Source organism: Ochrobactrum sp. Marseille-Q0166, from assembly GCF_014397025.1.
Taxonomy (GTDB): Bacteria; Pseudomonadota; Alphaproteobacteria; order Rhizobiales; family Rhizobiaceae; genus Brucella.
Genome location: NZ_JACJUO010000001.1, coordinates 2,270,897 through 2,284,450 on the forward strand (window position 1 = coordinate 2,270,897; position 13,554 = coordinate 2,284,450).

Genomic DNA, 13,554 nt, shown 5'->3' on the forward strand with positions numbered 1-13,554 from the left:
ACATGGCTGATCTTTCAACGAACTTCCTCGGTATCAAGTCGCCAAACCCGTTCTGGCTGGCATCGGCTCCGCCGACCGACAAAGCATATAATGTCGAGCGTGCTTTCAAAGCCGGCTGGGGTGGCGTTGTCTGGAAAACACTTGGCGCTGAAGGCCCGCCGGTGGTCAACGTCAATGGTCCGCGCTATGGCGCTATCCATGGTGCTGACCGGCGTCTGCTGGGTCTTAACAATATCGAGCTGATCACAGATCGTCCGCTTGAAGTGAACCTTCGCGAAATGAAAGAAGTGAAGATGCGCTGGCCCGACCGCGCATTGATCGCTTCGATCATGGTGCCATGCGAAGAAGAGGCGTGGAAGGCCATTCTGCCTTTGGTCGAAGAAACGGGTGCAGATGGCATTGAACTGAACTTCGGCTGTCCGCACGGCATGAGCGAACGCGGCATGGGTGCGGCTGTCGGTCAGGTGCCGGAATATGTCGGCATGGTTGTGAAATGGTGCAAGCAATATAGCCGGATGCCGGTGATCACCAAGCTGACGCCAAACATCACCGATATTCGCAAGCCTGCGCGTGGCGCTAAGGCCAATGGCACCGATGCCGTGTCACTGATCAACACGATCAATTCGATTGTGTCGGTTGATTTGGACAGCATGTCGCCGGTGCCCTCCATTGACGGACGCGGTAGCCATGGCGGTTATTGCGGGCCAGCCGTCAAGCCAATTGCGCTTAATATGGTGGCGGAAATTGCACGCGATCCCGAAACCTATGGCCTGCCGATTTCAGGCATTGGCGGCATTACCACCTGGCGCGATGCGGCAGAGTTTATTGCGCTCGGCTGCGGCACCGTTCAGGTCTGTACGGCTGCAATGACCTATGGATTCAAGGTCGTTGAAGAAATGATCGATGGCCTTTCCGACTGGATGGACAGCAAGGGTTATCAGACGATTGATGATTTCCGGGGCATGGCGGTGGGACATGTCAGTGACTGGCAGTATCTCAACCTCAATTATGTCACCAAGGCGCGGATTGATCAGGATTCGTGCATCAAGTGCGGTCGTTGCCATATTGCCTGCGAAGATACCTCGCATCAGGCAATCACCAATCTGGTGAATGGTGCACGACACTTTGAAGTGATCGATGAGGAATGCGTTGGCTGCAATCTTTGTGTCAATGTCTGCCCGGTCGAGGATTGTATCACCATGGAGCAGATCGGTGATTTCGATCCGCGCACCAAGGCACCGATCCCGGCAGAATATGCCAACTGGACGACACATCCGAACAATCCGATGGCCGTCAAGGAAGCGGCCGAATAAAACAAAGACGCCGGGGTTTCCCCCGGCGTTTTTGATGTTTAACGGCTCACGCGCATGCCTTTTTCCGGCTCAAACACATGGCTTGTTGCCGGATCAATCGCGATGGTCAGCACATCGCCTGGACGCACTGTCAGGCGTTCGCGGAACAGGCAGGTAATCGGCTGTTCGCCAAGCTTGCCCATGACCATAATTTCCGAACCGGTCGGCTCAACGATTTCGACTGTCACCGGCACGCCCTGCTCGGCAATCTTCATATGCTCAGGGCGCACACCATAAACGGCCTTGCCCGAGAGATTTGCATAATCGCCTTGAGGCAAGGGCATACGGAAGCCGCCATCGGCCACGAACGAACCTTCTTCGAACTTGCCGTTGACGAAGTTCATTGATGGCGAACCGATGAAGCCAGCCACAAACATATTGGCCGGACGGTCATACAAATCGAGCGGAGCGCCGATCTGCTCCACCAGGCCATCGCGCATGACGACGATCTTGTCAGCCATGGTCATGGCTTCGATCTGATCGTGGGTCACATAAATCGTGGTGGTCTTGAGACGCTGATGCAGGCCCTTGATCTCACCGCGCATCTGCACGCGCAATTTGGCATCGAGGTTGGAAAGCGGTTCGTCAAACAAGAACACTTGCGGATCGCGAACAATCGCACGGCCCATAGCCACACGCTGACGCTGACCGCCGGAAAGCTGGCGTGGAAAGCGGTCGAGCAGCTTGTTGAGACCAAGGATTTCGGATGCACGATTAACGCGGCTTTCACGTTCTTCCTTTGGCGCGTTTTTCAGCATGAGCGCGAAGCCCATATTGTCGGCCACCGTCATATGCGGATAGAGCGCATAATTCTGGAACACCATGGCGATGTCGCGTTCCTTGGCGCGCAGGTCATTGACCACGCGCGGACCAATGGAGATTTCGCCGTCGCTTATTTCCTCAAGCCCTGCAATCATGCGTAGAAGCGTGGATTTTCCGCAGCCCGACGGGCCGACCAGCACGACAAATTCGCCGTCCTCAATATCCACTGACACGCCATGCAGAACGCCGACATTGCCATATTTCTTGACTGCATTTCGGATGGATACAGATGCCATCTTGAACCCCAACTCTTATTTGACGGCGCCTGCGGTCAGACCTGCAACGATCTGGCGCTGTGCGAAAACGGTTAGCAACAGAACCGGCAATGTGACCACGAGGGCAGCGGCTGCAAGCGGACCCCAGCTGACCTGTTCAAAGGACAGCATATTGTAGACAGCCACCGGAAGAGTGCGTGTCTCGCGGCTTGCGAGTACGATGCCGAAGACGAAGTTGTTCCACGAAAAGATCACCGCGAGGATGAGCGACACCACAACGCCGGGCTTGGCAATCGGGAGTGCCACTTTCATGAACACCTGCCACGAAGACGCGCCATCGATAATGGCTGCTTCTTCAAGCTCCAACGGTGTTGTCTCGAAATAGCCGATCATGATCCAGATCACGATTGGAACGGTGACGACCAGATGGATGATGATCTGCGGCCAGAGGGTTCCGAGAAGACCAAGCGTCTGGAACAAAAGAAACAGCGGGATCAGGTAAGACAGGCCCGGGGTCATACGCGCAATCATGATCACGATTGCCGACTTGTTGGCGCGCAACCGCGCAATGCCATAGCCCGCCGGAACACCGACCAGCAATGCCAGCAAGGTCGCGGTTCCTGTGACCAGAATACTGTTCCAGAAATAACGCAGAAAATCGTTGGTTTCGAAAATCCCGGTATAGTTTGACCATGCGATACGGTCCGGGATCAGGATTGGCGGATAAGCGCCGTTGTCGATTTCATATTTCAATGAAAGCGACAACATCCAGACGAAGAAGAAGATTGCGGGCGACACGATGACAAAAACCATGAGTGCCGTGCCAAGCTTTGAAAGAATTGACTTGCGTGCCATGGTCGGTCCTCAAGAGTTCCACTTGGTCCGCTGGCGCAGGGCCAGAAGGATCATCGACATGGCGATAATGACAATGAAGAACACCACGGCAATCGCAGAGCCATAGCCAATGTCATAGTAGGAAAACGCCACATTATAGAGATAGATATTGATCGTTTCCGATGCTGTTCCGGGCCCGCCCTGCGTCATCGCATAGATGATGTCGAAGCTTTTGAGCGCATCGATCGAGCGGATGATGACGGCCACCATGATAAAGGGCAGGATCATCGGCAGAGTGATGTAACGGAACTTCTGCCAGCCATTGGCGCCATCGATTTCCGCACTTTCAAACGGATCGCGCGGCATGGAGGCAAGGCCGCCAAGGACGATCAGCATCACCAGCGGCGTCCATTGCCAGGTTTCAACCAGCACCAGCGACGGGATGACCGTGCTCTGATTAAAAATCCATTCCTGCGGCGGAATACCAATCAGCGACAGAAGATAGTTGAGCACGCCAAGCTGCGGGTGGTACATCATCGTCCAGACAAGGGCGACGGCAACCGGCGTTGCCATCATCGGCATCACGAAAATACCGCGCAACAGCCCACGCATCGGCAATTTGCTATCAAAGACCAGTGCTGCAATCGTGCCTAGAATCATCGGGGCAACGACCGACAGAACGGTATAGACAGCCGTATGCCACATGGATTCCCAGAAGCGCATGTCGGCTGCGAGACGCAGATAATTGTCCAAGCCGACAAAGCTCTGCTCACCACCAAGCTGCCACTGGTTTCCACTCATCCAGAGGGTGAATACCCATGGGAAAACGATCACCGCCCCGACAGTGATCAAGGCTGGAAGAACGAACGGCCAATAGCTCGGTCTGAGACGATTTTTGGCGTGCCGGGTGGCAGGACCAGCCGTTGTGGCTGCTCCTGTTTTTGCACCTATCGGGGCGGCAGATGTCATTTCCCTTCGCTCCGTGCGAGGACCGGACGGAATTCTTCCGTCGCGCGTTTCATTTCAGTTTCTGCATCTGCACCATTCAACAGATTGGTGAGGCCAACACCGATGATGTCGCGGAATTCCGTAACAGGCACGATGACCGGCAGGCAAAGCTGGCTGATCGGCGCGGACTGCGAGAGCGCTTCCACCCAACCTTCCGGCATGGTGACGCCCTTGCGCACCGCTTCGTCGTCAATGATCGACTTGCGGAACGGGACACCCGAACCCGACTGCAAAAGCCGCGCACCCATTTCCTTGGAAATGGCCCATTGGCAATAAAGATATGCGGCTTCCTTGTTCTTGGAAGCTTCGGTCACACCGATGCCGTCGCCTGTCGTCGGTGCCGCCTGTGCATTCGGGCCTGCGGGCATGACGCCATAACCAACCTTGCCGACAACGCGCGACTTGTTCGGATCTTCAAGCGGCGGTGCAAAGCCGATACCGTCGAGCCACATGCCGACGCGCCCTTGCAGGAAATTTGACTGGCATTCTGCCCAGTTAAAACCAGCAACGCCAGGAGGTGCTGATTTGGTCATCAGACGCTGATAAAGCTTGGCCGCTTCGATACCTTCCGGTGAATCCGTCTGGACATTGCCATCACCATCGACCGACTGCTTGCCATAGCCAAGCATGAGGCTGGTGAATACCGGCGCATTGGCATTCTTCATGCCGCGTGCAACGAAACCATAGGTTCTTGTCGACGGATCGGTCAGGGCTTCAGCGGTTGTAACCAGTTCTTCAAAGGTCTTCGGGAATTCAAGGCCCTTCTCCGCAAAGAGGTCCTTATTATAATAGATGATCCAGTAATCGACCGAGAATGGCAGCGCACCAAAGCGGCCATTGGCATCCTTCGCGAAAGTCAGACCAGCGCTTGCAAAATCATCTTCTGTAAGCGACGCATCGGTCAGCGTCGGGTCTTTCAAAAATGGGTTGAGATCGGCGAGCCAGCCGCCTTTTTCAAACTGCCGCTTCTGAACGTGATAGCTGATGTGGATGACGTCGAAACTCGGACGCCCCGAAGTCAACTCGATAACGGCCTTCTGGCGTTGCTGCTGTTCCGGCATCTGCTCGGAATTGACCTTGATACCGGTGAGGTCTTCGAATTCCTTCTGGTGTTTCTGAAGGAGTTCGCCACGCGGACTTTTGATCAGGTTCACTTCAAGCGTTGTGCCTGCATATTTTTTCCAGTCAACACCTGACTGGGCAAAAGACGGCGTGAAACCCGTGATACCGGAAGCAGCGATTGCTGCCGTTCCAGCCATGAACTGGCGGCGTGTCGGATGAAATAGTTTCATTGTTTACTCCTCCCCTAATGTGTTTTCAGCCAGGCGACTCCTCTCGCCCAACCATCATACTCATATATGCAAAGCCAGCTTCCGTGCGTTGTTGATGTGAACGGCGATGGCATCCATCGCAGTCTGCGGATCGCGTGTCTCAATGGCGCTCAACACGGTCAAATGCTCCTGCATGACCGGGATCACGCGTCCAGTGATACGAAAGCGTTCCTGATTGATCAGGCGCATCTTGATCGTGTTGGTCTGATAGGCACGCCAAATGATTTCATTGCCGAGCGAGCCAACAATCGTATCATGCAGGCTCCAGTCGATATTCTGCGCCTTTTTTTCAAGTTCCGGCGTTTCGCCTTCCTTCATTGCGCGATTGAGCGTGTCTTCATGTTCAGCACGCAGCGAACGCAGCAAATCATCAGACGCAGACTGGCAGAAAATTGCCACGGACTCTTTCTCTATGAAAAGGCGAAATTGAAAGGCTTCGCGGATCAAATTGAGATCAATATGGGCGATCTGCAGTCCGCGCTGCGGCACGGTCTTGATCAGACCTTCCGTTTCCAGACGCGGAATGAGTTCGCGGATCGCGCCGAGCGGCAAGCCCGTCATGGCGACAAGCTGCCGCTGCGAAACGAACTGGCCCGGATGAAAATCACGCGCCAGCAAATGCTCGGTGAAGCTCTGATAAGCTTTGTCGCGCAATTTTACCGGTTCGTTGTGATCGTCTGCCAAAGCCATTCCTTTTGTTTGTTATCAACGCTTATGAAGACATTAGAACGCTTTTCAATCTGATTTCATCAGATTCAGCTCTCGAATGATTTTTTCCACGCGCATCTTGTCTGAAAACCGCTCCACACTTAACAGGATGCGCTTTAAGCCGCTTTTGCCATATGCAAACGGTCGAATACACCGCCAATTGCATCGAAGTCCGCATCATTGAGCGAAACCAGAGGTGCACGGACACGACGCCACTCCCCGTCACCCGTATGACGGGCGACCATCGCCTTGACCGCTGGCGTTACCGGATAGTTCAACAATTGCTGAACGGCGCCAACCAGCTCATGATCATCCTGCCCTTCATTGATCATGCGTAGAAGGCGATCCGGGAACAGATTGGCCATACCGGAAATCGCACCCTTTCCGCCAAGCCGCACACCGGCTGCGAGATCACGCTCATCGCCGATCAGGATCGCAATGTCCTTGTGGGCTGCAAGCAGCTTCTCCGTATAGGACCAATTGCCGGAGGAATCTTTCACGCCGGTGATGACGCCACCAAAGGCATCTCGCAGACGGGTGATGAGATCGACCGATAATTCAACCGCCGTCACCGACGGGATATTGTAAAGAATGATGCTGCGCGCATTGTCGCCCAAACCTTTGAGAACCGCCGAGAACCAGTTGAACAGGCCCTCATCTGACAGGTTTTTGAAATAGGAAGGAGGCGCCAGAAGAATGGCCTTGCAACCGCGACGCAGCGCATCAGCGGATTGAAGCACGGCATCCGCAACCGAATTTTCCATGACGCCGACAACAATATTTGCAGCCGGAAAACCATCCGCGATGAAAGCATCAAGCAGCGCCGTGCGTTCTGCGTCGGCAATCGACGAACCTTCGCCAGTGGTGCCAAACAAAGTGATGCTGGAGCAGCCATTATCAAGGCGCGTGCGTGCGTGCTTCAGCGCACGGCTGACATCGATTTTGCCATCGGCATCGAATGGCGTGGTAAGTGCCGCAGAGAGGCCAAAGCGCTCCTGCCCTGAATGATGATGTGCCAAAACTGGCTCCTCCCAAGTTTGAACTGTAAGTTGGCACATGCTAACATGTTAGTAAATAGTCAATTCGGGTTCAGGACGTGGTCGCACGATTTTGGGAGGAGTTTTACAGCTTATCGGCCGGAACAACGCCAGTTTCGATGAAAGAAAGAACTTGCTGATAGTCTGGCGAACCGGCGCGACCGCCAAAGCGTGCGCATTTGATGGCAGCAGCAGCATTGGCAAAACGGATGACCTCTGTCATCTCTCTGCCTTCCACAAGACCATGCGCAAAGGCGCCATGGAAGACATCGCCCGCGGCCAGCGTATCCACTGCATCGACTTTGAAGCCCGCTACATGGAAGACCGGCTTGCCCGCGCCTTCCGTCCAATAGCAGCCATCTGCGCCAGCCGTGACAGACGTGAACACATTATAACGATTGCTTAAAATGCGGACACATTCAGGCAAATCCCGCGTTCCCGCAACACTGATTGCAGCCGGTTCTGAGGCAACAATATGCGTTGCCAGCGGCAGCAAGGTTTCCAGCAGTTCGACAGGTGCGGTATCGGCATCCAATATTGCCGGAATACCGGAATCGCGGGCTGCACGCAGTGCAGTTTCAGCCGCCCATGGCCAGCGCACATCCGTCATCACAGCCGCATAGACTCCGGCTTCGATCGGCGGAATCTGGTCCGACGGGCTTGCAAGCGCACGATCATAAAACGGTACGATGATACGTTCACCATTCGCATCAACAAGAATTGAGGAAAATGCTGTTCGCGCACCTTCCAGCCGACGGATATAGGCACAATCTATGCCTTCGGCTTCAAGCTCTGCAACAGCGCGATCCCCCACCGGATCAATCCCCGCAGAAGCCCACAGCGCCACATCGCCGCCAAGCCTGGCAATGGCGGCGGCAGCACTCGAAGCCATACCAGCGGCGATTTCGACAGCTTCACGCGGCAGATACTTGCCTGCCGTTTGAGGCAGCACATCAAGGCGAAAAATGGTGTCCATGGTGAGGGCACCAACGCAGAGAATTTTGGATGTCATGATTAGGAAATGAGACCTTCCGAGCGAAGTGTCGTCCAGAATTCGTCCGGTATCGACTGCTCGAACCAGACAACATTCTGCCTGACCTGTTCCGGCGAACGGACCCCAATCAGGATGGAGCTGACGGCCTCATGCATCATCGGGAACTGCATGGCGGCAGCGGCAAGCGGCACATGATACACATCGCAAATATCATGCAGACGGTCAGTACGTGCAATGATTTCAGCAGGCGCATCCGCATAATCGAATTTCTGCTCGCCACCGCGCGGTGCCGCCAGAATGCCGGAGTTGAACACTCCCGCAATCACCAGCGCCATGCCACGCTTCTGCGCCAGCGGCAGAAACTCTTTTTCCGAAACCTGATCGAGAAGCGAATAGCGGCCAGCCAGAAGCGAACAATCGAGGTCGGCTTCTTCAAGGGCATCGCGAATGACCTGCCATTCATTCACGCCAAGACCAAAACCTTTGATATTGCCAGCGTCGCGCAACTCAGTCAGTGCGCGGAAACCGCCGCCTTTGGTCAGGGCGTTCCAGTAAAACTCATGACGGTCAGCATGGGTGACGCGGCCAATGTCATGGACATAGAGCAGATCGATTTCGGGGAAGCCAAGACGCTGCTGGCTGTCATCGAAGCTGCGCATGACAGCATCATAGCTGTAATCAAAGACCTCACGGAAATTGAGCCCATTGTGCCAGCCAGAATCGAGCGGATTTTTTGGCGGCGATGGCGGCAGCGTGCGACCAGCGCGCTCATTGGTCATCAGGCGACCGACCTTGGTGGAGACAATTGCACGCTCGTTCTTTTCACGCAGCAAATCGCCGAGCAGATGCTCGCTGCGACCAAGACCATACATGGGGGCACTGTCGAAATAGCGGATACCACTGTCCCAACCGGCTTCCAGCAAAGCGTCAGCATCAGCGCGGGAAACAGGCGCATAAAGCCCGCCTAAAGGTGCAGTTCCCAGACCAAGCGCTGTTACGGACAGACCGGTTCGGCCAAGTGTGCGCCTATCAGTTACCTTAAGCTGCATAACCATCTCCTCCAGAGCCCATACGTGGCGCCTTAAGGGCGCGCACCGACTGATAAGAGGAAGCGAATAAATGCGCAAACGAAAAACCTATTCATCTGCGAATAAGCGCTTGCAGTCCGGTTAAGAGAACCGTGCTTGAATGCTTTGCGAAAGCAGCGCAACAGGGCGTGACTGATCACCCGCCGCAACCCAAATCAGTTCTTCAATTTCACTCGACGCCGCGGGTATCTGCCCTTCCCTCAAAGTGAGATGGAACAGCTCCGCTTCGACGATCGAATCGACTTCATTGGCGGCAGGCGCCGACATGCGTGCGGCATAGCGCAACTGGCTTTCATCGACCAGAATGCCAAGCTCTTCCTCTATTTCGCGGATAAGGGCTTTTGCGGGCTGCTCGCCTGCATCGATCTTGCCACCGGGCTGAAAAAAAATCTCGCTGCCGCGCTTGCGCACAAGGAGGAAACGGCCCGCTTCATCGCGGACAATGGCTGCTGCAATAAGAATCGTATTCATGATGTCGGAACATCGTCGCGAATACGGATGCCGTCAAGCAAAAGAGCGCTTATCGACTTTACCGTTTGCGCATAGAAATCTGGTGCTTCAGCGCGCGCGCCAAGAAGTGCGGATACCTGCACCGCGAAATCGGCATAGTGTTGCGTCACAGCCCAGATGGTGAAAATCAAGTGATAGGGGTCAATAGGCGCCAGCCGCTTCTGATCAATCCAATGCTGAATAACTGCCGCCTTCTCATCAACCAGCTCCCGCAGATGACCATTCAGGAATTCCGACATGGCCGGAGCGCCATGCAGAATTTCATTGGCAAACAATCGCGATGCTTCCGGCTTCCTGACCGAAACCTCAAGCTTAACCGCAATATAGCGGCGCAGCTCTTCAAGAGGATCCCCATCCGGATCAATATTCTCGAATGGCTCCATCCAAGCCACCATCGTGTCCTGAAGCACGGTCACGTAGATATTTTGCTTTCGCGGGAAATAATAGAGAATGTTAGGCTTCGACATACCCGCCTTCTCGGCAATCTGGTCAATCGTTGCGCCACGAAACCCGTAAGCTGAAAAAACTTCCAGTGCAGCGTCAAGAATAAGCTTACGATTGATGCTCTGGATTCGCGTTGAGCCCTCTGTCTTTTCAAGAGGCTCGCTTTCCGTAATAGGTTCCGCATCTGTGACCATTTAGCACCTTCTTGTAAGGCAAAATTTCTTAAAACCGCTTGACCAGTGCCGAACGCTCTTCTAGCCTGCATTTTGACCAACTAGTCAAGTTTTTGCAAATACGGCAAGAAGATTGAGGCCAGAGAGCCGGGTCGCGGGAACAACATAACATGCGAAGCGCTGGCAGCAATGCCGCTGTTATTGCATGCTTGCAAATGTGGAGGCAGAGCATATGGTGCTCTCCAGTAATCTCAAGGTCAATGGCGACAGGCTGTGGGACAGCCTTATGGATATGGCCAAGATTGGCCCCGGTCTGCGTGGTGGCAATAATCGTCAGACGCTGACCGATGAAGATGCCGAAGGCCGCCAGCTTTTTCAGAAATGGTGCGAACAGGCCGGACTGTCGATGACCGTCGACACGATGGGCAACATGTTCTTTCTGCGCGCCGGCGAAGATGCGGATGCCGATCCGGTCTATATGGGCAGTCATCTCGACACGCAGCCGACAGGCGGCAAATATGACGGCGTTCTTGGTGTGCTGGGCGGACTTGAAGTCATGCGCACATTGAACGACACAAACATCAAGACAAAGCGCCCGATTGTCGTGGTCAACTGGACCAATGAAGAAGGCACGCGGTTTGCACCTGCAATGCTCGCTTCCGGCGTCTTCGCGGGAGAGCTTGAGCAGGACTGGGCCTATGAGCGCACGGACGCCAAAGGCAAGAAATTCATCGACGAGCTGGAGCGTATTGGCTGGAAGGGTGACGAGCCGGTTGGCAAGCGCAAAATCCATTCGATGTTCGAACTCCACATCGAACAGGGCCCGATCCTGGAGATTGAAAACAAGGATATTGGCGTTGTCACCCATGGTCAGGGACTATGGTGGTTGCAGGTTACGCTGACCGGCAAAGAAGCGCATACCGGCTCGACGCCGATGAAGATGCGCAGGAATGCCAGCCTTGGCTTGGGCAAGCTGTTGCAGCTCGTCAACGAAATTGCGATGGACTATCAGCCTGATGCTGTAGGTGGCGTAGGCCATATCGAAGTCTCGCCAAACTCCCGTAATGTGCTGCCGGGCCAAATCGTTTTCACCGTCGATTTCCGTTCGCCGGATCAGAAAACACTCGATACCATGAAAGCCCGCTTTGAAACGGAAGCGCCAAAAATCGCCGAAGACCTCGGTATCGGTATAGAAATTGAAGTGGCCGGACATTTCGATCCCGTCACTTTCGATGAAGGCTGCGTCACGGCAATCCGCAACGCAGCCGAACGACTTGGCTACAGCCACCGCAACATCGTTTCAGGCGCAGGTCACGACGCCTGCTGGATCAATCGTGTTGCACCGACCGCCATGGTCATGTGTCCATGCGTGGATGGCTTGAGCCACAACGAAGACGAAGAAATCTCAAAGGAATGGGCATCGGCTGGCGCTGATGTGCTTCTTCATGCCGTATTGGAGAGCGCTGAAATTGTAAGTTAATTTCCAGCCCCCCAATATTGCTGAGGGCCTGATGTTCGAAACAAAACCAAAAAGGGGAACGCGAACATGGTTAGTTCTGGGGCAAGCAAGGTTATCAAAGGCGGCACCGTCATTACGGCAGACCGCACCTTCAAGGCCGACGTTCTTATCGTAAGCGAGAAGATTGTTGCCGTGGGCGATAATCTGTCCGGCGACGAAATCATCGATGCTTCGGGCTGTTACATCATGCCCGGCGGCATCGACCCGCATACGCATTTGCAAATGCCCTTTATGGGCACCTATTCGTCCGACGATTTCGACACTGGCACCGCCGCAGCGCTTGCAGGCGGTACGACGATGGTTGTCGATTTCGTTCTACCCGGACCGGAAGGCAATCTGCTCGACGCGCTACAGGAATGGTTCCAGAAGGCAGGCAAGGCCCGCACCGATTATTCGTTCCACATGGCGATCACCGGCTGGAGCGAGCGTGCCTTCAATGAAATGCCGGAAGTGGTGAAGCGCGGCATCAACACCTTCAAGCACTTCATGGCCTATAAGGGCGCATTGATGGTCAATGATGACGAAATGTTCGCATCATTCCAGCGCTGCGCCGAACTTGGCGCCATGCCGCTGGTTCACGCGGAAAACGGTGATATTGTTGCGCAATTGCAGGCCAAGCTCTTGGCTGCGGGCAATGACGGACCGGAGGCACACGCCTATTCACGTCCGCCGGAAGTGGAAGGCGAAGCGACCAACCGCGCCATCATGATTGCCGATCAGGCCGGAGTACCACTTTATGTGGTGCACACGTCCTGCGAGCAGGCGCATGAAGCAATTCGCCGCGCAAGGCAGAAAGGGATGCGCGTCTATGGTGAACCGCTCATCCAGCATTTGACGCTTGATGAAAGCGAATATCACAATCGTGATTGGGACTATGCTGCACGCCGCGTGATGTCGCCGCCATTCCGCGACAAGGTCAATCAAGACAGCCTATGGGCAGGGCTTGCCGCCGGAAGCCTGCACTGCGTAGCGACCGATCATTGCGCCTTCACCTCTGAGCAGAAACGTTATGGCATTGGCAATTTTACCAAGATTCCAAACGGCACCGGCGGGCTTGAAGAACGGCTGCCCGTGCTCTGGACACGTGGTGTACGCACAGGTCGTCTGACGCCCAATGAGTTTGTGGCTGTAACCTCCACCAATATTGCGAAGATCCTCAATATCTATCCGCAAAAGGGTGCGATCCTGCCGGGTGCTGATGCCGACATCATCATCTGGGACCCGGAAGCGACCAAGAAAATCTCTGCCAAGACGCAGCATTCAGCCATTGATTACAATGTTTTTGAAGGCTTTGAGCTGAAGGGCCTGCCCGTCAAAACATTCTCGCGCGGTCGTCTGGCCTTTGATCAGGGCCATGTGACAGCACAGCCCGGAGATGGACGCTTTGTCGAGCGTGAACCCAACGGTGCCGCCAACAAGGCGCTGTCTCAGTGGAAAGAAATCGTCGCCCCCCGCAAGGTGGAACGCAGCGCCGAACATATGCCGATAGGGGTCTGATAAATGACTCCAGCTTCGCTTC

At 54.7% G+C, this 13,554-nt stretch carries 13 protein-coding genes; 3 read left to right on the forward strand and 10 right to left on the reverse strand.

The window, feature by feature from the left end; genetic code table 11:
* Window positions 1–2 precede the first annotated feature (2 nt).
* Window positions 3–1,313, forward strand: coding sequence for an NAD-dependent dihydropyrimidine dehydrogenase subunit PreA (gene preA, locus H5024_RS10905; RefSeq protein ID WP_187546360.1), 1,311 nt, complete (start codon window positions 3–5; stop codon window positions 1,311–1,313).
* Window positions 1,314–1,351: 38 nt separating this feature from the next.
* Here the strand turns inward: preA and ugpC are convergent, their stop codons facing one another.
* From ugpC to rutR, 10 genes are all read right to left on the reverse strand, one after another.
* Window positions 1,352–2,410: a sn-glycerol-3-phosphate ABC transporter ATP-binding protein UgpC gene (gene ugpC, locus H5024_RS10910; protein ID WP_187546362.1), complete on the reverse strand. Its 1,059-nt coding sequence runs from the start codon at window positions 2,408–2,410 to the stop codon at window positions 1,352–1,354.
* Between the two features lie 15 nt (window positions 2,411–2,425).
* On the reverse strand, window positions 2,426–3,244 hold the full coding sequence (locus H5024_RS10915) for a carbohydrate ABC transporter permease (RefSeq protein ID WP_187546364.1): 819 nt from the start codon (window positions 3,242–3,244) through the stop codon (window positions 2,426–2,428).
* Window positions 3,245–3,253: 9 nt separating this feature from the next.
* Entirely contained in the window at window positions 3,254–4,192 is a 939-nt protein-coding gene (locus H5024_RS10920) for a sugar ABC transporter permease (protein ID WP_187546366.1), read from the reverse strand.
* On the reverse strand, window positions 4,189–5,523 hold the full coding sequence (locus H5024_RS10925; protein ID WP_187546367.1) for a sugar ABC transporter substrate-binding protein: 1,335 nt from the start codon (window positions 5,521–5,523) through the stop codon (window positions 4,189–4,191). The genes H5024_RS10920 and H5024_RS10925 overlap by 4 nt, the downstream gene beginning before the upstream one ends.
* A 60-nt stretch (window positions 5,524–5,583) precedes the next feature.
* A complete protein-coding gene (locus H5024_RS10930; RefSeq protein WP_187546368.1) occupies window positions 5,584–6,246 on the reverse strand; it encodes a GntR family transcriptional regulator in 663 nt (220 codons plus the stop codon).
* A gap of 140 nt (window positions 6,247–6,386) precedes the next feature.
* Entirely contained in the window at window positions 6,387–7,289 is a 903-nt protein-coding gene (locus H5024_RS10935; RefSeq protein ID WP_187546369.1) for a dihydrodipicolinate synthase family protein, read from the reverse strand.
* A 103-nt stretch (window positions 7,290–7,392) separates the two neighbouring features.
* Window positions 7,393–8,319: a PfkB family carbohydrate kinase gene (locus H5024_RS10940; RefSeq protein ID WP_187546370.1), complete on the reverse strand. Its 927-nt coding sequence runs from the start codon at window positions 8,317–8,319 to the stop codon at window positions 7,393–7,395.
* 2 nt (window positions 8,320–8,321) lie between these two features.
* A complete protein-coding gene (locus tag H5024_RS10945) occupies window positions 8,322–9,350 on the reverse strand; it encodes an aldo/keto reductase (protein WP_187546372.1) in 1,029 nt (342 codons plus the stop codon).
* Window positions 9,351–9,470: 120 nt separating this feature from the next.
* On the reverse strand, window positions 9,471–9,860 hold the full coding sequence (locus tag H5024_RS10950) for an NUDIX domain-containing protein (protein WP_187546374.1): 390 nt from the start codon (window positions 9,858–9,860) through the stop codon (window positions 9,471–9,473).
* Entirely contained in the window at window positions 9,857–10,537 is a 681-nt protein-coding gene (gene rutR / locus H5024_RS10955) for an HTH-type transcriptional regulator RutR (RefSeq protein ID WP_187546376.1), read from the reverse strand. Before rutR ends, H5024_RS10950 begins: the two co-directional genes overlap by 4 nt.
* Before the next feature lie 211 nt (window positions 10,538–10,748).
* On the opposite strand from rutR, the gene H5024_RS10960 reads away from it, so the two are divergent.
* Together H5024_RS10960 and hydA are read left to right on the forward strand one after the other, a co-directional pair.
* Window positions 10,749–11,996, forward strand: a complete 1,248-nt coding sequence (locus H5024_RS10960; RefSeq protein ID WP_187546379.1) for a Zn-dependent hydrolase — start codon at window positions 10,749–10,751, stop codon at window positions 11,994–11,996.
* 66 nt (window positions 11,997–12,062) lie between these two features.
* Entirely contained in the window at window positions 12,063–13,532 is a 1,470-nt protein-coding gene (gene hydA / locus H5024_RS10965) for a dihydropyrimidinase (protein WP_187546381.1), read from the forward strand.
* Window positions 13,533–13,554 lie beyond the last annotated feature (22 nt).